This is a genomic window from Microcoleus asticus IPMA8, assembly GCF_013179805.1.
Classification (GTDB): domain Bacteria; phylum Cyanobacteriota; class Cyanobacteriia; order Cyanobacteriales; family Microcoleaceae; genus Microcoleus; species Microcoleus asticus.
In genome coordinates, this window is sequence record NZ_SRRZ01000020.1 from 1 (window position 1) to 23,187 (window position 23,187).

Here is a 23,187-nt window from a genome sequence, read left to right on the forward strand (position 1 = left end):
CATCTTTCACCGATCGCGTCATTGGTTTTCTCACCGGATGGTCTTGGATTTTACATTCTTTATCTCTATCACATCTTTAAAAAAATGGTATGAGATCTGCTGAATATATCCATCCTTCTACAATAGCTTTAGTAATATTACTTAAAGGAATATTATCCAGAAGACTCTCGACAGCAGATATACTACCAGCTTTGACAGCACTAGCTACGCGAGACTTTAAAGCAGGAGGAGTTTCATCGTTAACATAGGCTACTTTTTCAGCCTCAGTAGCAGTAGGGTTTGACTTCTCTAGTTGCCTGAGAAGTTGCTGAATTTCGACAGCAGCTTCAGCAAGTGTTTGTTTTCTTTCACTTCCTTGATTAATGGTTCCACCAACATAATCACCACAAATGTAAAAACCTCCCTCCTGAACAATGATCTGACTAAACTGATTCACTAAAGAAGATCGTGTACTATCTAAAGCTTTTCTGAACGCATCAATAGTAGCAATTGTAATTAAGCCCAGAATAACTATCAAGGCCTGCTGTAACTCAGCAGCCATCTCAATCTTGACTAACACACCAATTATAGAAAGAAGTATTATTGAAAGATACACCGCAACCGAAGTTTTAAGTCGCTTTTCAAATTTGAACGCACTAATTAAATCTAGTTTATTCTCTTCCATTTTTCTGATCCTCAGACTGATTATCCTTGTCCTTTCCCTTATAGAGAAGTTCATTTGAATCTTTGGAAAAGCCTTTCAACCCATCTAAAAAGTCGCCGATTTCTCCCAAAGAATAGCCTAAAGGTTTAGCCAATCCTAAAATTAAAAATAGCGAACCTGCTAAAGGAACAGTTTGTATTAATAAAACCCCTATTCCAACGGAAAAAAGGCTAGCTACCATTTGTTGATATCGTTGAAAAATGTCTTTTTATTTTGCTTTGTGAAGTTGAAGTTCTGCCGATTGTTGTGTGTAATTTAATTGCCTTTCTTTTCTATCCAATTCATGAAGTCCCTGTCTCAACTCTATCAATATTTCGTATTCTTCTGGTGTTTTCGCTAGTGCGAATTTTTCAACCAGAATCTCTTTATAAACTTGGATGTCTGATTGATTTTCCTGTTTTGTACTCTCTCCACTCTGCATCTGATAAGGAAGGCAGCAAAGTGATATTTCTTGGTTGATCTAGTTTTTCATCGGTCATTTCCTACCTCTGCATTGGCAAGTAGTTAGGTACAATACCAGTTGCTCCTATAATTTCTGCTTTATATGGGATTATGAACATTTTAAGATCCTCATAGTAGACTTTTAACGCAAAAACTTCAAGGCAGAAAAAGTTGGAAAAAGTTGGATCTTTCTCAAATTGGCACAAACAATTCGGAGGCGAGGTCAAAAAAGTTGGAAAAAGTTGGAAAAAGTAGGGTATAGTAACGGTATTCATCTCATCGGCCTACCTATGAACATTCCTCAGATGTTGCAATCCGTCGATGAAACTGTCTGCGCTAAGACAGGCAAACATTTAAACGACTTGCAGCGGAGAATTATCGCGGGAATACTGAATCGTCAAAAGTATGCTGGGGTTGCAGAAACATACGGTTACAGTGACAAGCACGTTAAAAAAGTCAGTCACGAGCTTTTACAAATGTTATCTGATATCTTTGGCGAACAAGTTAAAAAAAGTAATCTTGAATCTGTGCTAGAAGGTCACATAAATGTAAATATAAGTTTAGGAAATAAAAACACTTGGAATAAAAATAATGTCAATATAGGTTACACCCACAATTGCCCCGATGCTTCAGCTTCTACCCCAGATGAAAGTCAGCCTGCAACTCCTGACTTCCAGCAGCAAAGCAATAATTACACAGGCCTCGCAATAATTGAATTAATTGATAAGTTGCGTCAGTTTGGTTTGACGGATGAGCAAATTGCAGAAGCGCTAAATCTACCCTTGAATGAACTTAATAGGGTGGATTTAGAAATTTGATTTGTTGGCTGGGAATGTAGCGAGAGTGCTAGAGGCTGTGCTGCGACGGGACATCAATATTGTGTGAAATATGTGTCTTAATCCTATTGATTTTTTTCCCCGCAAGCCATCAACCAAAAACTCATCATCGATCGCCCGCAGCTACAAACTCATCCCGCGAAACCAGATAGCTGGCTATTTCTGACTCTGAAACCAAGCCCTGTTTGACCAATTGCAAAATGGGGCCGGAGTCAAGCAAAGGTTGAAACGCCTCAATTCCGATGATATCGCTGTGGCTGACAACCGCTTCTAAATCAACGCTAACAAACCCAGCTTCTTTGAGAATGCGGCACAGATTTCGCCCGACGGATAAATCGCCGCCCCGCGATGCCATCACCTGCTTGAATTTCTCCCGGACAATCTCGACTGACCAAGGTGGATTTGTCAGCCAAAACAGATCCGCGTCGCTATCAATAATCACCAGTTTGCCGCCGGGTTTCAAGATGCGGAATATTTCTCTAGCTGCTGCGACGGGATCTGGGAGGTGAACGAACAGCAAACGGGCGATCGCAAAATCGAAAGTGTTAGCCGCCAAACCAGTATCCGCAACCGATGCTTGGATGCGATCTACTCGATCGCCCCCTTTGTCCTGCAAATATGCTACTGCTTTTTCGTGCAGTACCGGGTCAATTTCTACCGCCGTTACCGAACTGTTTGGCAGCAACTCTAACAGTTTTTCGGTAAAAAATCCCGGCCCGCTTCCAGCTTCCAAAACATTCATCCCGTCGGCTAAACCGAACCACTTTAAAGTGCGCGCTTCCTTTTCCCAACTGAGGAGAACTTGAGCTTTTAACCGCTGAATTTCTCCCTCAAATTCTAGATTGAACGTGTTTGCTTGATACGAACCTTCTGCTGTCATAAAATCATTCCTCTTACCGCGAAACTGGTGGCTGCAAAATTTCAGCATCCTTTGCTATTTCCGTTTCCTCCAAAACCGGCTCTAAAACCGGAGGAGGAATCGGCACTTCTTCAACTACCTGATGCTTTTCCAAAGTCAAACGAGACTGCGACGAACCAGACAATCTTTTCAACAATTTCGGTGTCGGATCGTACAGCAAATAAATAATTCGATCGCCCGCTTGCCAAATCTGGGTTGCCGAGACTACTTGCAAGTATCCTTGCCTTTCCAGCAGCAGCGGTGCCAACTCCCCGGCTTGAACCAAAGCTTGCAAGTGAGCAATCTGAAACTGCAATCCCTCACTTTTTAACTCAGTTTCCCCCAATTTTACTTCGCCGTCGCTCAAATATTCGTTCCAATCCTTCAGCGACAAATCGGAGACAAAAGCTTGATTGATTTTAGCCTGATTTGCAGGCGTATTTGCTTGCGGATCTTTGGGGAATATTGCCAAAACCCTCGGCGGTGCAAACTCTTCGGCCGCTCGCTGAGCTAACACTAAGTTTACCTCGCCGTTGTTAGTCATTGCCAAAAAAGTTCCCATCGAATCGAGTCCGGCTTCTTCTAACACGCTGTGGTCGAGAGCACTGCTCAAAAACACTCGCAAACCTTCTCGTTCTGCTTGTGCGCAAGCTTCCGGGTCGGTGTCGATAATTGCCACAGATTCTCCGCGTTCTTGAAACAAGCGAGCAATTAATCTGCTCAAAGGATTTGACCCCACAATTGCTGCACCGGTTACAGATTTTGAGGTGATGCCCAACAGTTGAGCCATCCGTCCGGCGGTTAGTCCCTGGACAAAAACTGTCATAATAATTGTTAGGAAAACTAAGGCTTTAATCGAGTCGCCGCCGTTGATTCCCCGCTGGGTGAGCAAAATTGCAAATAAAGATGCGATCGACGCTGAGACAATTCCCCTCGGCGCTACCCAACAAATAAATAATTTCTGCCGCCAATTCAGTCCGCTGTTCCAAGTACACAGCCAAACATTGATCGGCCGCACTACCCACATTAAAGCTAAAACTGTAAACAAACTTCCCCAACCGAGGGCGACCACACTAGCGAGGGATAAATCGGCCGCTAGCAGCACGAATAGAACGGAAATAGCAAGGACTGTGAGTTGACCTTTAAACCTCCTCAGCAGCCTTTCTTCTGGGACAGCAGCGGTTCTGAGGACGATGCCGGATACCACAGTTGCCATCAGTCCAGATTCGCTGCGGATTTCTTCTGCTAAGCCGAAAAATCCCCATAAACTGGCTAAAACTACTAAGTTTTTGAGGTCTTCTGAGAGAAATTGCGATCGCTTGAGAATGAATCCCAGCAGCCAACCTCCCGCAACTCCGACGATTGCGCCAACGAAAAGCCGCACGATTAAATCTCGGAACAAAACCAGCAAATCAGGATTGCCGTTTAAAATAATATTCAGCACCAATACTGCCAGAATTGCTCCGACAGGATCGATTAAAACGCCTTCAGCTTCTAGCAAAGCGGCGACTTGTTTGTCAACCGATACTTGTTTGAGTAAAGGGCCGATTACTGTCGGACCGGTGACGACTACTAGAGAAGCATACAGAAATGCGATCGGCCAGGGAAATTCCCCCAACCAGTGTGCGGCCATTCCGCCGCCAATTAGCGTAATTAAAGTGCCTACCGTAACTAAATTGCGGATGCTGCCGGAAACTTTGCCCAAATCTCGCAATTCCAAATTCAAGCCGCCTTCAAACAGAATTAACGCTACGCAAAGCGATACCATAACTTCCAAACCGCTGCCCAGCAGATTGGGGTGCAGCAATCCCAAGCAGTCTGGGCCGGCTAAAATGCCAAACAACAGCAAAAAGACGATCGCCGGAACTTTCAGATAAGCTGCGAGAACTTGAGCGCTGATGCCACAGATGACGGTCATGACCATCAACTGGGTGATGTTAAAGGGGATTTCCATAGATATAATTGTTACAGGCTGCCCGCTCAGTTTTAAATGTTCGATCGCGGGTAATTGGAGTGCAGGCGCTCTTTTCGGCGCAGCTTACAAACTCGGCACGGCCCTGGATTTTTCCCAATAAGATTAAAAAACCTTGATAGTCGCTATAACTTTATCAGATAATCCTCTTGGCGTCAAAGATGGCAGCAAGCTGTAGCTAAGCGAGAGATGGTCTGTTATGTTCGAGAGTTCGACGGGGATGCGCACACAGAGGGAGAGGATTTGACTTGTTTTGATGTGGAGTCAATCTCAAATCTCAAATCTCAAATAGCAAGATTTGGCGGCTTTTCAATTACAGAGCCGTCAAACCCCCAGATTCATTTGTGGAGTCAATCTACAATCTAAAAGAATCTAAAATCGCAAGATTCATCTGTAGAGTCAATCTAAAATCTACAACTTTAAATATCTAATCTATCATCGATTGGCATTCTGCCACCTGCGAAAAAACTCCGATAGAATGGCCGGCGAAATTCGCCCTTCCAGCCAATCTAAAGACTGGTTTTGGTTGGGTGCTGCCCGATAAAATTTGCACGCATCTATCAGCCGAATCGGAGAATTATTGACAGTAGATTGAGAGCGCCACTTTTGCGCAAAATCGGTAAGAATAGCCGGAGAAATTTGTGTTTGCAGCCAATCTAAAGCTTGGTCTTGTTGTGCTAAACCGCGATAAAATTTGCCGACATCTATCAATCGCAAATTAGTGTCTGGAGGTAAGGCAGTTGCCCGCCATTTTTGAGCAAAGTCCCCTAAAACAGAGGTAGGCACCTGACTTTGCAGCCAAATTAAGGCAGTATCTTGGCTAGCGCTAGCTTGATAAGACGAGAATACCTGAGTCAGCCGCACACCTGATATGGGAGGGGGAGTTGGAGTGGGAGTCGGCTGCGGGGCGGGTGTCGGCGCTGGTGGGGGGACAACTACTTTGGGAGATTTTCGCATCAAAGCGGCCCAGGTTTTGAGGCTTGCAATCCCGTCTGGATTGAGACCTTGAGATTTCTGAAACGAGATGAGCGCCGCTGTGGTGGTGGCTCCAAATTTACCGTCCATCGCGCCTTGATAAAAACCTTTAATTCTTAATTCCTTCTGGATGTCTGCAACTTTATAACTTAGGGCGCCTTCTCGGACGCTTTCATAAATATTGGTATCTACATTGCCCGATACGCCGGACACGGTGCCTGTATCGCTGTACTGCCAAAAAGTCCAAGTTTTCCAGCCGCCGGGAACCCAAGGTTCCTCAGCACTGGTATAGTGAGCAATCCACAGCGGGTAATCGGCAAACCGTTTTGTCCCCAGGCTGTCCCAGAAACCGGGGTAAGTGTAGATAATCGGCCGCATCAACGTGGCTTTTTCGACTGCTTCTAACCAAATTGCCGCTCGATCGCACAATTGAGTCACAGTCAAACCGCCTGTAGTTTCCAAATCCAAGACTGCCGGCAAATCCCCCGCTTCGAGTTTTACAGTTTTCAAGAACAAATCTATTTGTCCTTGAACGCTGCTTGCAGGTCGAAAAAAGTGGTAAGCACCGCGTTGAATCCCTGCCGCTTTCATCGCCGCCCAATTGCGAGCGAAAGTTTGGGCAACTAAGGTTGCACCCTCGGTCGATTTGACAAAACTGAAGGTAATACCATCCCGGGCAACTGCTTGCCAATTGACATTGGGCTGGTAGTCGGAAACGTCTATACCGCGAATACTCATATACGAAGAGTTGAGAAAAGCTGGTTTGGTCTGAAGCAGCGACTCGATTAAGGGTACATTAAATTGTAATGCTAAGTCGCTAAGTGTTTTTTTTGCAGGGGAGATTGTGCAAATGAACTTCGATCGAATAGAGCCCGGCCCCGGTCAAGAGTCTGTTTGGGATTACCCGCGTCCCCCTCGCCTTGAGGAATTGACCAAACACGTACAGATAGTTTTTAATGGAGTGACGATCGCCGACACGCGCCGTCCTCAGCGGGTATTGGAGACAAGCCACCCTCCTGCCTACTATATCTGCCCCGAGGACATCAAAATGGAATATTTGCACAAAACTTTACGGGGTTCTTGGTGCGAGTGGAAGGGACAAGCCGGTTATTACACTGTGACGGTGGGAGAAAAGGAAGTAGTAAATGCTGCTTGGTTTTATCCCAATCCCACCCAAGTCTTTGAGGCTATTAAAGATTATGTATCTTTTTATCCGAGCAAGATGGATGCCTGTTATGTGGACGGGGAATTAGTGCAATCTCAACCAGGGGATTTTTACGGTGGCTGGATTACCAAAGATATTGTCGGCCCGTTTAAGGGAGGGCCAGGAACTTGGGGCTGGTAAGGGAATGTTGAGTTTTGACTTGAGAACAGTGGCAGAAACCACGTTTTTTTTACGCAAAGCCTCGTTACAGCTTCAGCCCGGTTTAAAAACCTGGTTTCTTGAGTTTGTGGGCGCCGTGAATGAGCTGAGGACTTGCCCAGAAACCTGTTTTTTTTACTACGCAAAAAGCCAACTATCAAAAAATGAGTAATAATTCCATAAATCTATAATTGAGTGAAGATGAATCAATGCAGTGCAGCAGGCACGGCAGAAGCTAACGCAGCAGGTTATCCATTGAAATAAACAGTGTCGTCAAAAATACAGCCACTGCTAATATATAAATGTTAGTATAAGTTAATACCTGACACTAGCTTTATTGCTTCTTTATTATTTATTTATTCGGATCTGCGCTGTGTCTTTTGAATTTATCTCGCCATCTAACTCGCCAGAAAAACTACCAAAAAATTTATCTTTAGAGTCTACTCTTAAGGATCTGGCTGTATTCAATTTTCAAGTTGAAGCTTCATCCCTAGCCAAAGAAGTAGCCCGGTTTTTTCAAGCTCACCCGCTGCTTCCGGGAGTTATCTTGACCGTAAAGGGCGAATTTTTAGGGATGATATCGCGTCGGCGATTTATGGAACGCATGAGCCGCCCTTATGGAGTAGATATATTTGCTTGCAGACCGATTATAGCTTTGTATCAAATAGCTCAAACCGATATTTTGATTTTACCAGGAGTAGCCTTAATTGTCCTGGCTGCTCAGCGAGCCGTGCAGCGACCGCCTGAACTGCTTTACGAGCCAATTGTTGTGCAGTTAGAACCTCAAGTTTACCGATTGTTAGACGTGCATCAACTGTGGGTAGCTTTATCCCAAATTCACCAACAAGCTACTTGGTTTATGAGCGAACTTTATTACAACTTAGCGCTCACGAAATGCGAGCTAGAAGCAGCTAATTCTCAATTAAAAGCAGCTAATTCGGAATTGTATCGCCTTGCCAACTTAGATGGCTTAACTCAGGTTGCCAACCGCCACTGTTTTAACGAATACTTAGAGAAAAAATGGCAAGAATTGGGAGAAGCAGCAGCAGAAATATCTTTAATTTTATGCGATGTTGACTTTTTTAAGAAATACAACGATACTTACGGACATCAGGCGGGAGATGCTTGCTTGCAGCAGGTAGCCCAAGCTATTTTGGAAGCCGTAAATTACTCGACAGGCGAAGTTTCGGGCGAGACTCTGGTAGCCCGTTACGGAGGCGAAGAATTTGCAGTGATTTTGCCTCGGACTTCGCCTGAAATAGCTGTCTGGATTGCAGAGAAAATTCGAGTGTGGATCAAAGAACTAGAAATCGAACACGTTAATTCGGAGGCGTGTTCTCTCGTGACGCTGAGTTTGGGGGTAGCGAGTACGTTTCCTCGATCGTCCGCAGCACAAAAAAACTTGATTGCAGCGGCAGACCGCGCGCTTTATCAAGCTAAAGACCGAGGGCGCGATCGAGTGATTTTAGATTTTAGATTTTAGATTTTAGATGGGAAAAAGTGATCCACGGATTTATCCGTGGGCTTGTTTAATGGTTTCGATCACAGATTGTCTGGCAAATCGCCGATCGACCTCCCGATGCTAGCCAGCAATTTCTCCAAAGCTTTCATCTGCTTGACGGTGAACGTGGGTACGTTCTTCCCCAACTCCCAACGGCTGATTGTTTGCGAGGAAACGCCAAGCTCTCGCGCCAAATCTTCCTGACTCATCTCCAGTTCTTCCCTGAGCTTCTTCAAATGCGACTCTTCATCTTCAGGTCGCGGAACGGGCTTTTTCGGCATATCCTCGATCGCACATTTTTTATATAAGATGCTTAAGCATCTTGACTAAACAATAAATTGATTAGACAATATGTTTAATAGCCAGCCCGGAACCGTGGAAAGTACAAGGACTGGCTCTAAAACCCCTTTGGAAAGGAGCATGAATCGATTATGCCTTACAAACAGCGTCTGAATTCCTGGATTATTGTTCGCTTGCTTCCCAATTTACAAAGAAGCGTTGTGGGTAGGTTTCGCAGTTGGTCGGATGCAGACGGTCAGATCCGCATTTTGCGACAGTTACTGCCGGAGGCTCGCCTAATAGTCGTGTTCGATCCGGGCGATCGCTGGTAGAGCAGTTTTGAGAATAAAAGCGATCGCGCAACGGTACGGTCCATACCTGGAAAGGCGCGATCGCTTCTATTCTCATTTGAAATGTTATCGGACGATCGTCCCGTGCCTACAAAGACTCGCACCAAGCACGTTCTGCCGTCCAGTGTCTGTCCGAAGATTCATAAATCCTCAACCCATCCAACCCGGCATTTTGGATCGTCTCCTCAACTTCATCCAGCGTAAATGCCGCTTGCAACGAATCGCTGAATAACTGTTTCTGATGCGCGTTGCAATCTCCCGCATACAGCTTGACTAAATTATCCCTGATTTCCGCTTTTTCCTGCCGCAGCAAATCCCGCAAAAAAATTGCTCCCTGCGGCTTCAACACCCGCTTGACTTCCTGCAAAAACGGCAGCGGATCGGGCAAATGGTGGATAATGCTGTTGGAAATCACCATGTCAAAATAACTGTCAGGGTAAGGCATTGCCTTAGCATCAATTAATTCGAGACTAATTTGCGATCGCACGCCCGCCTTTTCCACATTTTGGGCCCCGACTTTCAGCATATTTGCCGACAAATCAATGCAAGTCAATTTCCATGCTGGCCGCATTTGACAGAGGGCGATCGGAATTCTCGCCGTACCCGTCCCCGCATCCAAAACGTTTCCAAAAACCGGCCCCAACGCCACAGCACTCTGAGCAAAAGCAGCATTAACCTCAGTAAAGTCCATCGAATCGTATTCGATCGCCTCTTCCAAGGAATCCATCACTTCCGGTTCCAAAACTCGCTGCATAAAATTTATCTCGTTCTCTGGCATTTCCATATAGGGGTTCAGTTTCGCCTGCAAAAGCTCGACTAACTCGGGTTCCATATATTCGTAATTGTCCGGGATTTGCAGGCAAATAACTTTCTTGCCTTCGAGACTTTCGGGAAATTTGCTGCGAAGTCGATCGCCATGCTTCTTCTCCATCACAAATATCAAATCCGCCCAACCGACAAGACCCTCAGTTACTCTAATTCTTGCACCTTTTTCCGTTCCAGCCGATCGCACGCTGTAACCGCTAACTTTCTGGCATATTTTCTCGGCAGTCAAACTTCTCCACTTATTCTGACTGCACACAAACAATATCTTGATTTTATCCATTCAGACATAATTACAAAATTCTATGTTTATCGTGGCACGGGCGTCCCGCCTGTGCTTCCGAAGCGGTTAAAAATTTCCTTCTAATTTCCCCCGATCGCACTTTTAATACCACAAATCATCTATTTTGTCAAATTGACCCAATCTCCGTTACAATTCTTAAACCAGAAAATGCGGATTTTGCATAAACAATTGTACTTATTACATTTGCAGAGTTCGTTAATTTTACGATTTTACAAGCTTTCAGCGTCAAAAACTTAAATTATTCATAATGCTGCTGGATTGTGAAAATCGTACCACAAGCCTCAAAGCAAGTAAATAGGTAAAATAATTGAGAATGAAGTCAATAATTTGGGTCATCTTTAGATTTGCTTAAGATTTCAGCGGTCAAAATAGATCGAACATTTAAAACTAAATCGACTTTTAGATTGTTTTTGCTTATAAAATAAGCTGGAGTTGCCCCGAAGACCGATCGACCCTCAACAATAGATACAGATGCTCGATCGCACAATGGCATCAAACCAAACTCGATCAAACTCTGCTAGAATTAGTAAAACGAAGTCGTTATGAGTTTGACTAAATAGCTATGACCGAACAAACCGTAGAAAACTTAGTGATTATCGGCTCAGGGCCCGCAGGCTACACCGCAGCCATCTACGCCGGGAGGGCAAACCTGAAACCCTTAGTGTTTGAAGGCTACCAAGCCGGAGGCGTCCCCGGCGGTCAACTGATGACCACCACAGAAGTCGAAAACTTTCCCGGTTTTCCCGAAGGCATCACCGGGCCACAGCTCATGGATCGGATGAAAGCTCAATCAGCGCGCTGGGGTGCCGAATTATACACAGAAGATGTAATTTCGGTGGATTTGAGCCAGCGGCCGTTTACAGTACGATCGGAAGATAGAGAAATCAAAACCCACACGATAGTAATCGCTACAGGCGCGACGGCGAAAAGGCTGGGGCTGCCTAGCGAACACGTATTTTGGAGTCACGGCATTTCTGCCTGTGCGATTTGCGACGGCGCTACCCCAATTTTTAAAGGAGTAGATTTAGCTGTCATCGGCGCAGGCGACACCGCAGCGGAAGAATCTATTTATTTGACAAAATACGGCTCTCACGTACATATGCTGGTGCGGCGCGATCGGATGCGCGCCAGCAAGGCCATGCAAGACCGAGTGCTGAGCAATCCCAAAATTACCGTGCACTGGAATACCGAAGCAGTGGATATCTTGGGCGAACCGGGCGGGAAAATGGACGGGGTGAGAATTAGAAATATCGAGACCGGCGCCGAGAGCGATTTGTTAGTGAAAGGATTGTTTTACGCGATCGGTCACACTCCCAATACTCAACTTTTCCAAGGTCAATTAGAACTCGACGAAGTAGGCTATATCGTTACCAAACACGGTTCGGTAGAAACCAGCGTCGAGGGAGTTTACGCCGTCGGCGACGTACAAGACCACGAGTTTCGCCAAGCCATCACCGCCGCCGGTAGCGGCTGTATGGGGGCGATGGTGGCAGAACGTTGGCTGTCAGTCAACGGTTTAACGCAGGAATTCCATCAAACCCAGGAATCCGAGCAACCCACAGCAGCGCCGGAAGCTCAAAAAGTTCGCAAAACCAGTGAGAACTTTGATATCACAGACACGCGCCACGAAGGAGGTTATGCTTTGCGGAAGTTGTTCCACGATAGCGATCGGTTGATTGTGGTCAAATATTCCGCTCCGACTTGCGGCCCTTGTCACAGCCTCAAGCCGATTTTGAGCAAAGTAGTAGATGAGTTCGAGGGCAAAATCCACTACGTGGAAATCGACATTGAAGAAGATCCAGACATTGCTGAAAATGCTGGCGTGATTGGTACGCCGACGATTCAGTATTTCAAAGACAAAGATTTGGTAGCTGAGCTCAAAGGAGTTAAGCCGAAAAGCCAGTACCGCGAGTTAATTGCCAGTAATTTGTAGGACTTTCGATCGATTTTAGATTTGAGATTCGCCAAGGGAAATTTAACCTAAACTCGACTTGCGTCCCACCTGCCAAAAACCCGGTTTCTCCCCTGCGCGCCAGTCCCGTGCAGGGGAGAAACCGATTTTTTTTAGCTGCATCCCGCGAAAAAACCCGGTTTCTCGCGAGTGTTTGGCGAATAAGAAAGAGGATTTTTGAGTGTTCTGGGTTTTTTCGCCTGAGTCCTACTAAAATCTAAAAGTCTTATATTGGTCGATCGTCATTATGGCTCAAAGCCGCCTCCGACTGCCGCGATTTCTCAACAGTGCCTCACCGTCAAGCCTGTCAATGAAAATGATGTGGGCAGGTTTGGCAATAACTGCCGTGTTTGTATTAGTAGCCACCTTGTCTCCAGCTATGCAAGCTTGGGGATGGCTGCAAAATCCTACTGAGGCTTTGATTAACCCCATCCACGAACCGCCGTCGGCGAATTATTGGTTCGGTACTAGCCGCAGCGGCTACGATGTGTTTTCCCGCACGCTGTTTGCTTCTCGGGCGGCTTGGCAAGTGGTAATTTTAGCCACTGCTTTGAGTTTGTTTATCGGTGTGCCGCTGGGTTTGGTTAGCGGTTATTTGGGCGGAAAGCTCGATCGAGTTTTGTTATTTTTAATGGATACAATTTATACTTTGCCGGGGCTCCTACTTTCTTTGACGCTAGCGTTTGTAGTGGGGAAAGGAGTTTTGAATGCTGCGATCGCCCTGAGCATTTCCTACATCCCTCAATACTACCGCGTTGTCAGGAATCACACCGTTAGCGTCAAAACCGAATTGTTTGTCGAAGCCGCGCGAGCAATGGGTGCTGACACTTGGACAGTGCTTTCGCGCTACCTGTTTCTGAATGTGATTCAGAGCGTACCAGTGCTGTTTGCTCTCAACGCTGCCGATGCAATTTTAACATTAGGAGGTTTAGGATTTCTCGGATTAGGACTTCCCGAAGCCACTCCCGAATGGGGACACGACTTGCGTTTAGCTTTAGATGCGCTACCTACTGGCATTTGGTGGACAGCTTTGTTTCCCGGTTTGGCAATGACTTTAATGGTAGTGGGACTGTCTTTGGTGGGGGAAGGATTAAACGAGTTTGTTAACCCTCGGCTGCGGAATCAGCAGTAATTTGTGTTGCGGTTAAATTAAGTTCGCAGTCAGGACTTTAATTATTATTCACAAAAAAATTGAAGTCCTGACTACAAACACGCGCTATAAAGAGATGATAATATCGCCCCGATTAATTACTAAATTTTTCTCTTGCAAAGGTGAATGCTTTCTAGTAAACCTTCCTTGGGTTGTCAATATAGACACGGAGCGGAAATGTTTATTGATAGCTTCATTCTCTAACAGTCAAGCCACATAATTTAAAGGCGGGTAGAGGATAAAGCCCGGATACGTTCTTTCTGAGGAAGCTCTGTAAATAATAACAAAACTTTGAGCATCGCACCAGCGTCCTACCGCTCCACATTTTTAACTGCATCCAGCAGCTTATGCCTTGTCCAACAAGAGCAAGCACATCGCTAACTGGGTAAATTTTCCTTCCCTTGCGGAGTTATCATCTGCAGGCAGTTGCAGCAACGCCGTCTGCTGATTTTGTTCCGTCTGCTTGAAATTATCAAGACAATTCGAGAATGCTACCTAAAATTGATTAAAGGGCTTTATTAAATCTTCACACTGTCACGATATATTTAAAGGAATCGTGAAGTTATACTTCCGGAAGATGGCGAATTGTGGTTTTTGTGAGAAAGTGCGATCGCGCAAGTGCCAGCCGGAAGTCAACAGATTTTAGAGCAGTTTGCAGCCGAGCATTGCGCATTGCGTTAAGTCTCAGTAGAATTTATCCGGGTGGTTTTTGCCGCTGACGCGACAAACTCGTGTCGAACTGCTTAAATGAGAAAGTGACGTTAAGAACTTAATGTGATTTAACGTCAAAATTAAACCCAATTTCTGAGATTTGAGCTAACTTAACAATGAAAGCCCCTGTTGCATTACTCAACCCGCAACGCTTCATTTGGGGTCAGAGTCGGTCTCTAATCCAGAGTTGTCGGCTTAAAACTAAAGCTACGAGCTTTATTCAATCGCACATTGCGTATGATTCAATTCAGGGAAACAGGGTAATGATGGGTGTATCTACACGGATTGTATTGGTCCCAATTCCGGCAAGTCAAAAACTGTCTGCTAACTGTCTGGCCAACTACGCCGCAGCCGTTCACCCAGATATGCGCAGAAAACAGCGCCGTTCGATTGTGCCAAAGTTTTTACTGGCCATTCTCAGGATTTAGCAGATTTAGACACGAGTCCCTATTGTCAAGCTAAGCTGATAGTGTTTTCCTAGTTCTTGACAAACAATGGAAAACAACTTCCATTTTTTGTGAGAAAGGCTACAATCGGAAAGGTCTTTGCAAGATCCGATTCTCCCCGTTTGGTGTTTTGACTCTCTGCTGTTGCATTTGAGCCAGCAGACCCGCATCCAAGGTGGCGAAAATTTGCCATGAAACTGTCATGTCTGACAACATCATGAAAGCACCAGGCGCATAAAAAGTTCGACACATCGAACACAGAAGTTAGAGGGTTCCGTGCCGGAAAACTTGTACTGGTAAAAGATCGAAGTACCGAGTAAAAAAGTTAGTATTTTTTGAGGTGCGAGCGATCGCATTTCATGGTTTGCTTCTCTGGGCAATGTATCGCAGATAATGTGGTAACTCGCTCCGAAAGAAAAAGCCGCACGCTCAATCCCATGTCGCGATGTTAAACTCTGCGATCGATTGAATGCGCTCCCTGCTTCAAACCATAACTGGAACTTTGACTCATAAAACTGGTGCAGTTTCGGTAATAGATTCAGCTAGCCGACCGAAAATCCCACTATTTCTTCCTGCGGGAATGTCAATACTGGCTAACTTGTCTAAACTACAAACAGACACTATTCCACTGTTATTTATTCTTTAATTCAGGAGCATGAGGAAGACGGCATGATCCAGGCTAACACCGTACTCGAAACCACAATCACACCCCAAATGGAAACTATCGAGTTGCTTCGGAGCGCCGAAAGCGTTCTACCTGAGAGCGAGTTGGAACTCTTTATCGACGAAGAAGACGATAGAGAAGAATTCTTAGATTCTCAATCTGAGGAGGACACTAAATCTGGCAAAGGTGCCAAAGCCCGTCGTCGGGCACAGGCAAAGAAAAAGCATTATACTGAAGACTCTATTCGTCTTTACCTGCAAGAAATCGGTCGGATTCGACTGCTGCGAGCTGACGAAGAGATTGAACTAGCGCGCAAAATTGCAGATTTGCTGGAATTAGAGCGAGTTCGAGAACAACTGCTTGAAGAGTTAGACCGCGAACCCAAAGACAGCGAATGGGCTAATGCTGTAGATATGGCACTCCCTGCATTCCGTCACCGACTCCACGTCGGCCGTCGGGCCAAGGAAAAAATGGTGCAATCAAACCTGCGTTTGGTGGTGTCGATCGCCAAAAAATACATGAATCGCGGTTTGTCTTTTCAAGATTTGATTCAGGAAGGCTCTTTAGGTCTGATCAGGGCGGCTGAAAAATTCGATCACGAAAAAGGCTACAAGTTTTCTACCTACGCAACTTGGTGGATACGTCAAGCCATCACCCGGGCAATCGCCGACCAATCGCGCACTATCCGCCTGCCGGTTCACCTTTACGAAACCATTTCGCGGATCAAGAAAACTACCAAACTCCTGTCTCAGGAAATGGGTCGCAAGCCTACGGAAGAAGAAATTGCTACCCGCATGGAGATGACGATCGAGAAGTTGCGGTTCATTGCTAAGTCCGCACAGTTGCCAATCTCTCTAGAAACTCCGATCGGCAAAGAGGAAGACTCACGTCTGGGAGATTTTATTGAATCAGACGGGGAAACACCAGAAGATCAAGTCTCAAAAAACTTGCTCAGGGAAGACTTGGAAAGCGTTTTGGATACTCTCAGCCCCCGAGAACGGGATGTACTGCGGCTGCGTTATGGGTTAGATGACGGACGGATGAAGACCTTGGAGGAAATTGGTCAAATCTTTAACGTCACCCGCGAGCGGATTCGCCAAATCGAGGCTAAAGCCCTGCGGAAGTTGCGCCATCCCAACCGCAACAGCATCTTAAAAGAATATATCCGCTAGAGTAATTTTCTAGCATCACCCAAAAGAGTGATTAGCACTCTTTTTGGGGGGGAGACCCCCCGCCCCGGTTTGGGCTATAGCTGTTAAATTTTGTGCTGCTAACTGCACGGAGCAAGTGGCTATTTGTTGCCCAAATCGCGCTGCCAAAATTTAGGGAGTCCGTTACGGAACTCCCAAGCTTTGCAGTGTCACAAAAGTCTTAACTAGAAAATTACATCAGGCCCCAAAAGTGAAGCAGGCCTTGACCGGAAACCAATTCGATTATGACAGCGGCAGAGAAACCAATCATCGCCAAACGACCGTTCCAATTTTCGGCTCCTTCGCTGAAGCCCCAGTTCCAAGCATTGCGTTTTTGTTCTTGCATAGTGCGAACTCCTTTCGTTAACTTTTGTAAGGCTTATGTAAATTAATATAACAGTGACTTGAAAAAACTTCAACTTTGTGAATCCTAATATCGGTCAAAACGGTCGATCGACCTTGAGGATTTTACCTAACAGGAAAAATAGCCAACTCAGTATCGGGGTCGAACAAGTGAATTTTGTCATGGGCGATGGCCAACCACAGCTCCTCGCCAACTCGGATCGATCGCTCAGGCGGAACCCGCACTTGCATCCGCACGGCCGGAGCATCCGTCAAACAGACCCGCAAATAAGTTTCGTGTCCCAAAGCCTCTACAATTTCCACTTGTACCGAAAGATTTTTGGTAGCAGGAGGGTGAATGCTCAGATGTTCCGGCCGAATGCCCAAAATTAGCCCTCGCCCGTCATATTGTTGTAGACTTTTTGCCCAAATATCGGGTAAAGTAAAGCGAAATTGCGGGTGAGAAATCAACAGCGGAGCACTAAATTCCACCGACAAAAAATTCATCGGCGGAGAACCGATAAACTCAGCAACAAACAAATTAGCCGGCTTGTTGTAAAGCTCTAAAGGTTGAGCTACTTGCTGAAGCTGACCTCTATTCATAATAGCAATCCGATCGCCCATAGTCATCGCCTCAGTTTGGTCGTGAGTCACATAAATAGTTGTAGTTCCCAACTGTCGCTGCAACTGCACAATTTGCGATCGAGTTTCCGCCCTCAATTTCGCATCAAGATTCGATAGCGGTTCGTCCATCAAAAACACCTCAGGATTTCGAGCCATCGCCCTACCCAAAGCTACCCGCTGCTTTTGCCCTCCCGAAAGTTGTTTCGGCAAGCGATTTAAAAGAGATTCTATTTGCAATAATTCAGCTACCTTCAGGACTCGTTCTCCTACTGCCTTTTCCCGTTCCGACAAATAGCGCAAACCCGGAGGCAGCTTTCGAGTCGCTCCTCCTAAAAAGTCCTCAAACAAAGGATAAGCTAGATGAGTTTTAAAAGAATTAGAAGCTAAATAATTAATAACCTCTTCTACCTTATTCCTAATTTTTTCTTCCTTCTGGATGCTTCCTTCTTCTCCTTGTATCTTCCCCCTTATCCCTTCTACTTTCTTCTCTCTTCCTTCTTCCTTCTTCCTTCTTGCTTCTTCCTTCTTCCTTCTTCCTTCCTCTTTCTCCCTTTCGGAGCGGCGCAATCCAAAGGCGAGATTATCGTAAACTGTTAAGTGAGGATAGAGAGCATAATTTTGAAAGACCATAGCGATATTTCGGTCTTTAGGAGGCAAATCGTTAACCACCCGATCGCCAACCCAAATATTGCCGGCCGTCAAAACTTCCAAACCGGCGATCGATCGCAGCAAAGTGCTTTTTCCGCAGCCAGAAGGCCCCACCAGCACCATGAATTCCCCGTCTTCGACCGTCAGGTTAATGCGCCGCAGAACGCTGTTAGACGAAGGGCGATCGGCCGCAGGCGAGACACTTTCTGCGACGCTGTTTGCTTCTTTTTCCTGTTCTCCTTGGCGGAGCGGAAAACTTTTGTAGATATTTTCTAATACAACTTGCGCCATCAAACAATTTTAGATTTTAGATTTTAGATTTTAGATTGGGGAATTGGAGGCAGAGCCTCCGGGTATGTATTCCCAGGCAAAGCCTGGGAACAAGGCTTAATGGGGAATGGAATTGGACGTATACGCTCGAAGGCAACAAAGGCAATCTTTAATTGACTCACAGCGAATAATGACACAATGAATGACCCATGACTAATGACTATTGACTGCTGATAACTTTGATAATTTTTTCACCCGGATTGAGGTCAAAAACTCGATCCCCCCCAGAATCTTTCCCCCAAAAAGCTATAGCATCAATAGCCGATCGCAGTAGACGGCCAGAATTAGTTAAAAGTTTGACATCCGTATCGGGAACAGCCCGCAGCAAGCCAACTAAAGCATCTTTAGGCTCTGAGAAACGAAAAGCTTGAGTGCCAATTTCACCTCGGTTAGTAAGTCTGACAGAACCTGCAGGCATTCGTTTTGCCCAACCCAACTCCGAAAATAGCACCAAACTGTCGTCCGGGTCGAGAGTGATGCAACCCACCAACTGTTCCTGCTTCCGCAACCTGGTTACTTGAGAACCCTGGGCGGCGCGGCCCATTGGCGGCAGTTGTTCGTCATCGATATCAAACCGGAGGACTCGGCCTCCTGAAGTTGCGATCGCCACTTGCTCGCCGACTTTGCCCAGACTCGCGCAGCGCAGCCGATCGTCCTCCTTGAGTTTAACAACAGTAACGCCGCGATTAGTCAAATCAGCAAATTCCTGCATCGGCAAGCGCTTAATTTTCCCTTGCTGAGTCAGAGTTACTAAATCCGCTGCTTCCGAATTTTCCGGCAAAATAAAGTGTGCAACTGTGATTTCCGACAAAGCGCGACCGGCACTTTCTTTAGTAGCACTCGGCGACAACAAACTAACGATCGGCGTTCCCCGGTCTTTGGCGCTACTACTAGGAATATCGGCCACTTTCAGCGGGTAAGCTTTGCCGTTAGGAGTTAAGACGACCAAAGTGCGATCGGTTTTCGTCTGCTTTGCGGTAACAATAAAATCTTCATTTTTTTCTAAAGCTGAAACCGATTTTTCGCGACTTTTCGAGCGAGGCCGTTCGCCAGCGGGCAAGCGCCGCACGTACTGCTTGTGCGAAAATTCAACAATAGTTTCCTCTGCCTCTAGAACGGGCAATAAGTTAGGCTGAACGGTTGCCGGCGACAACTGCTTCACCGCAGAATTTTTCTTACCAGCAAATTGTGGTTCGGCGTTTGCTGCGCGTCCGGTTCCATTGGCGAATTTAGTGCGGCGGGGGTCAGCGTACTTGCGTTTGAGCGATCGAAATTCCTTCTTTAAAGCCTTCAAAAGTTCGCGCCTGTCGCTCAACAACCGCTGCAATTCTTGAATATTAGCCATCAACTCATCAAACTCAGACTGCAAATTTTGCCTTTCCAAACCAGTCAGCCTGCGCATCGGCATCGCCAAAATAGCATCAGCTTGACTTTCGCTCAAATTGAGGCGAACTTGCAAAGTTTGCTTAGCAGTAGAGCCGTCAGGAGAATTTCTGAGAATGTCGATCGCTGTATCGAGATTTGTCAAAGCCAACATTAAGCCTTGGACAATATGACAGCGGCGTTCCGCAGCCTGCAATTCGTAATTGTAGCGGCGGGTAAGAGTTACTTCCCGGAAATCCAGAAATTCCTGCAACAATTGTCTCAGCGTCAACTGTCGCGGTTGACCGTTAACAATTGCCAGCAAAATCGCGCCAAAATTTGTTTGCAGGTCAGTTTGTTGGTAAAGACGAGCCAGAACCGCTTCCGGGGTAAATTCCCGCTTGAGTTCAATCACGACTCGAATGCCTTCGCGATCGCTCTCGTCACGCAAATCAGAAATACCGTCGAGGCGGCCGGAATTGACCAACTCCGCCACCTTTTCAATCCAAGCCGCCTTATTTACCTGAAACGGAAACTCCGTCACCACGATCGCCGTTTTAGTGCGCACCTTGCGATTACCTGGCACCTCTTCCACCCCGGCCACACCCCTGACCGCAATGCTGCCTCGACCCTTAGTGTAGGCGTCAACAATGCCCTCTGTAGCGACGATTTCCCCTCCGGTCGGAAAATCCGGCCCCGGAATCAGTTCTATCAACTTCTCGTCCGATAGTTCCGGGTTTTCAATCAAAGCAATTAAACCGTCTACCACCTCCCCCAAATTGTGCGGCGGGATATTAGTTGCCATCCCCACAGCAATGCCCGTACAGCCGTTGAGTAATAGAAACGGCAACTGAGCAGGCAGCGCCGTCGGTTCCTGCTGCGAACTGTCAAAGTTTCCTGTAAAATCAACAGTTGCATCGCCGACTTGGGTGAGCATCGCTTCGTGGGCGATCGGTGCCAGCCTAGTTTCCGTGTAGCGCATAGCAGCAGCCGGGTCATTGTCCACCGAACCGAAATTGCCGTGACCCGCAAGCAAAGGATAGCGGCTCGAAAACTCCTGAACCATGCGCACCAGAGCGTCGTAAACCGATTGGTCGCCGTGAGGGTGATATTTTCCCAAAACATCTCCAACGACCCGCGCGCACTTGCGGTAAGGTCGGTCTGGCGTCAGACCGAGTTCGTGCATCGCGTACAAAATTCGACGGTGAACCGGTTTTAAACCGTCGCGGACATCAGGCAAAGCTCGCCCGACGATCACACTCATGGCATATTCGAGGTACGATTGCTGCATCTCGGCGTGCAGAGGCGTAGAAATTACTTGCCCGGAAAGTAGGTTGAGTTGTTTAGCCATGAGTCCTTGTGTCCGTTAATTCCTGAGTGAAGACAGCCTCTGTCAATAATGCCGAGGTTGCCTGTCTCGAGTGAAAAGCGTTTGCCGCAGGCGAACCGAAAGTTCGGTCCAACCGCCCAGTTGGAGAATAAAAATAAACTTAACTTGTGAAAGCAGAATCCGAGTGCCGAAGACGGGCAACGCTTGCCTCTTACTCTCCACTCTTACCCTAACCTCTATGTTGCCTTCATTTGCGCCTACCTGTCTATTTACTGCCCGCCGTCAGAAGGTTGATTCACAGGAGAACACCGAATGCCAGAAGCTCAGAACGTAATGAGGCTTTAGCCCTTCCTAGCAAAGCGTCACGAGGGACTTTAGTCCCCGTCAATCTATGATAGAATTTAATTGCAATTAGAAATAACCATCTACGCGAATAAATATTCTCTTCAGGAAAAAAGCCCGATCGATCTCGTCTCGGTACAGCCGTAGCGTTTATCAATCAGCACTGGTAGAAGATAGAGCCTAGCGCATTTTGGCAAGCGCGATCGACTCGGAAAGCATTAAAAAAAAAGTAAGCCTAATTGCAATACCTCTAGTAGGGGTACTTGTTTTGAGCGTGTAGAGGTGTCTGGACTACGAGTGAAGTCCAAGTTTTGGCTTATTCAAGAATGCAGGCTCGCGGTGACTCGCTGAGAGTGTCAAAAATGCCTATATTGAAGAATTCAGCAGTCAAAAGCTCTCATCGCGACATCTCCTAGTCTGACCTCCGCTTGATGAACGGAAGCGTCGATATTTTCAGCCGTCTCGATCGGTCAAAACTGAGAATTAGGAATTTCTAACAATCCCCACTAGATTCGCTACTCCGAATGCGGCGGGAGTATGTGAATAAACAAGGCTTGATTCTAAGAGCAGGAAAGTAAATAATTGTCACACCTCCCGCACTCTCATATCAGTTTCAAAAAAGAATGCAACTCTAGACCCGTGCTCCAAACCCATATCCAGTCACTCATTCCCCATCTAAAATCTAAAATGGTAGAAGCCGGAGGCTTGACCGAAAGAGAGGATACTATAGTCCTGGACGCACGGGTAGTCAGAAACCGGGTTTTTCATAGCAATACTTCGTTATAGCCCGCCTAAACGATCGAGAACCCGGTTTCTAGGCATCGTCCATGCGCCCCGGATTGTACTAGAAACCTGCTACCTGAGAATCTTGAGACTCTCACCAGTGCCAGGTCTAGTTATAAAAAACAACTAAACTGTCTGTGTGTAGTAGTCTAAATGATGATGGTATTGGATGCTTCTAGGCATCTTTACACCTTCTGACAGCTAGTAGATCAAAGATATACATACGGGTTTTGCAGGGTTCCCGGCTGATGGCGCTAAAAACTCTGCATTTTTGACGGGGAATGTAGTCCCCGTGCCGTGTTCCTCTTTGGACTAAAGTCACAAAGTTTCTATACTTCCCATATTTATTTATGAAAACCGTTCTGATTGTAGAGGACGATTTGGTTAATGCTCGGGTTTTTTCCAAAATTCTGACTAAGCGGGGGGGCTTAGCCGTGAAGCACACGGAAAATGTTGAAGAGGTGATGCAGATTGCTGCAAACGGCGAAGCTGATTTGATTTTAATGGATGTGTCACTTTCCCGCAGCGTGTACCAGGGGAAATCTGTTGACGGCATTAAGATTACTCAACTGCTCAAAGCTGACCCGCAAACGGCCTCGCTGCCGATTATTTTGGTGACTGCTCACGCGATGGCCGGTGATAAAGAAACTTTTCTGGATCAAAGCGGTGCTGATGGTTACATCTCTAAACCTGTGGTAGACCATCAAGAGTTTGTCGATCAGATCAAGGCTTTGCTGCCTGATTGAGTGAACCATACATTAAGTGGGAATAAGAAGGAAGAAGGAAAAAGGAAGAAGGAAGAAAGAATTTTTTGTTTGAAACAACAAATCAATAAAACTCTTGAATTACAAAGTTTTATTGAATTCTGAC

19 protein-coding genes are annotated in these 23,187 nt (G+C 46.2%); 8 read left to right on the top strand and 11 right to left on the bottom strand.

From position 1 onward, the window contains the following. Positions 1-76: 76 nt before the first annotated feature. From E5S67_RS32310 to E5S67_RS07500, 3 genes are read right to left on the bottom strand one after another with little or no spacing between them, the layout of a single operon-like run. A complete protein-coding gene (locus tag E5S67_RS32310) occupies positions 77-664 on the bottom strand; it encodes a hypothetical protein (protein ID WP_216670276.1) in 588 nt (195 codons plus the stop codon). Continuing rightward, positions 651-884 (bottom strand): hypothetical protein, encoded by a 234-nt coding sequence (locus E5S67_RS07495; RefSeq protein ID WP_172186446.1) that lies wholly within the window; start codon positions 882-884, stop codon positions 651-653. Before E5S67_RS07495 ends, E5S67_RS32310 begins: the two co-directional genes overlap by 14 nt. Before the next feature lie 27 nt (positions 885-911). Beyond that, on the bottom strand, positions 912-1,124 hold the full coding sequence (locus tag E5S67_RS07500) for a hypothetical protein (RefSeq protein WP_172186447.1): 213 nt from the start codon (positions 1,122-1,124) through the stop codon (positions 912-914). Between the two features lie 262 nt (positions 1,125-1,386). On the opposite strand from E5S67_RS07500, the gene E5S67_RS07505 reads away from it, so the two are divergent. Further along, on the top strand, positions 1,387-1,962 hold the full coding sequence (locus E5S67_RS07505; RefSeq protein WP_339382789.1) for a helix-turn-helix domain-containing protein: 576 nt from the start codon (positions 1,387-1,389) through the stop codon (positions 1,960-1,962). A 124-nt stretch (positions 1,963-2,086) separates the two neighbouring features. On the opposite strand, the gene E5S67_RS07510 is transcribed toward E5S67_RS07505, so the two are convergent. The 3 genes from E5S67_RS07510 to E5S67_RS07520 form a co-directional block, all read right to left on the bottom strand. Continuing rightward, complete coding sequence (locus E5S67_RS07510) at positions 2,087-2,860, bottom strand: class I SAM-dependent methyltransferase (protein ID WP_246276663.1); 774 nt, start codon at positions 2,858-2,860, stop codon at positions 2,087-2,089. A gap of 13 nt (positions 2,861-2,873) precedes the next feature. Further along, positions 2,874-4,832 carry a cation:proton antiporter gene (locus E5S67_RS07515; RefSeq protein ID WP_172186448.1) on the bottom strand — a complete coding sequence of 653 codons (1,959 nt, stop codon included), beginning with the start codon at positions 4,830-4,832 and terminating at the stop codon, positions 2,874-2,876. A 453-nt stretch (positions 4,833-5,285) separates the two neighbouring features. After that, entirely contained in the window at positions 5,286-6,563 is a 1,278-nt protein-coding gene (locus E5S67_RS07520; protein WP_172186449.1) for a GH25 family lysozyme, read from the bottom strand. Positions 6,564-6,675: 112 nt separating this feature from the next. Here E5S67_RS07520 and E5S67_RS07525 point away from each other — a divergent pair, with 112 nt between their 5' ends. Both E5S67_RS07525 and E5S67_RS07530 read left to right on the top strand, forming a co-directional pair. Then, a complete protein-coding gene (locus E5S67_RS07525) occupies positions 6,676-7,170 on the top strand; it encodes a DUF427 domain-containing protein (RefSeq protein ID WP_172186450.1) in 495 nt (164 codons plus the stop codon). A 391-nt stretch (positions 7,171-7,561) separates the two neighbouring features. Then, on the top strand, positions 7,562-8,671 hold the full coding sequence (locus tag E5S67_RS07530; protein ID WP_172186451.1) for a diguanylate cyclase: 1,110 nt from the start codon (positions 7,562-7,564) through the stop codon (positions 8,669-8,671). Between the two features lie 59 nt (positions 8,672-8,730). Here the strand turns inward: E5S67_RS07530 and E5S67_RS07535 are convergent, their stop codons facing one another. Continuing rightward, positions 8,731-8,970 (bottom strand): helix-turn-helix transcriptional regulator, encoded by a 240-nt coding sequence (locus tag E5S67_RS07535; RefSeq protein ID WP_172186452.1) that lies wholly within the window; start codon positions 8,968-8,970, stop codon positions 8,731-8,733. A gap of 150 nt (positions 8,971-9,120) precedes the next feature. Here E5S67_RS07535 and E5S67_RS07540 point away from each other — a divergent pair, with 150 nt between their 5' ends. Continuing rightward, positions 9,121-9,300: a hypothetical protein gene (locus E5S67_RS07540; RefSeq protein WP_172186453.1), complete on the top strand. Its 180-nt coding sequence runs from the start codon at positions 9,121-9,123 to the stop codon at positions 9,298-9,300. 106 nt (positions 9,301-9,406) lie between these two features. Here E5S67_RS07540 and E5S67_RS07545 read toward each other — a convergent pair whose 3' ends face one another. Further along, positions 9,407-10,423, bottom strand: coding sequence for a methyltransferase domain-containing protein (locus E5S67_RS07545; RefSeq protein WP_246276664.1), 1,017 nt, complete (start codon positions 10,421-10,423; stop codon positions 9,407-9,409). Positions 10,424-11,006: 583 nt separating this feature from the next. Here E5S67_RS07545 and trxB point away from each other — a divergent pair. The 3 genes from trxB to rpoD all read left to right on the top strand — a co-directional run bounded on the left by trxB (position 11,007) and on the right by rpoD (position 16,538). Continuing rightward, on the top strand, positions 11,007-12,377 hold the full coding sequence (gene trxB / locus E5S67_RS07555) for a thioredoxin-disulfide reductase (RefSeq protein WP_172186454.1): 1,371 nt from the start codon (positions 11,007-11,009) through the stop codon (positions 12,375-12,377). 265 nt (positions 12,378-12,642) lie between these two features. Continuing rightward, complete coding sequence (locus E5S67_RS07560) at positions 12,643-13,527, top strand: ABC transporter permease (RefSeq protein WP_172186455.1); 885 nt, start codon at positions 12,643-12,645, stop codon at positions 13,525-13,527. A gap of 1,844 nt (positions 13,528-15,371) precedes the next feature. Next, on the top strand, positions 15,372-16,538 hold the full coding sequence (rpoD, locus tag E5S67_RS07565) for an RNA polymerase sigma factor RpoD (RefSeq protein WP_172186456.1): 1,167 nt from the start codon (positions 15,372-15,374) through the stop codon (positions 16,536-16,538). 211 nt (positions 16,539-16,749) lie between these two features. Here the strand turns inward: rpoD and E5S67_RS07570 are convergent, their stop codons facing one another. The 3 genes from E5S67_RS07570 to E5S67_RS07580 all read right to left on the bottom strand — a co-directional run bounded on the left by E5S67_RS07570 (position 16,750) and on the right by E5S67_RS07580 (position 21,213). Then, positions 16,750-16,902, bottom strand: a complete 153-nt coding sequence (locus E5S67_RS07570; RefSeq protein WP_172186457.1) for a chlorophyll A-B binding protein — start codon at positions 16,900-16,902, stop codon at positions 16,750-16,752. Positions 16,903-17,024: 122 nt separating this feature from the next. Further along, positions 17,025-18,461 carry an ATP-binding cassette domain-containing protein gene (locus E5S67_RS07575; protein WP_172186458.1) on the bottom strand — a complete coding sequence of 479 codons (1,437 nt, stop codon included), beginning with the start codon at positions 18,459-18,461 and terminating at the stop codon, positions 17,025-17,027. A 199-nt stretch (positions 18,462-18,660) separates the two neighbouring features. Continuing rightward, entirely contained in the window at positions 18,661-21,213 is a 2,553-nt protein-coding gene (locus E5S67_RS07580; protein ID WP_172186459.1) for a DNA gyrase/topoisomerase IV subunit A, read from the bottom strand. Between the two features lie 1,454 nt (positions 21,214-22,667). Between E5S67_RS07580 and E5S67_RS07585 the strand changes: the two genes are divergently transcribed. Further along, positions 22,668-23,063, top strand: coding sequence for a response regulator (locus E5S67_RS07585; RefSeq protein ID WP_172186460.1), 396 nt, complete (start codon positions 22,668-22,670; stop codon positions 23,061-23,063). The last annotated feature ends 124 nt before the right edge of the window (positions 23,064-23,187 follow it).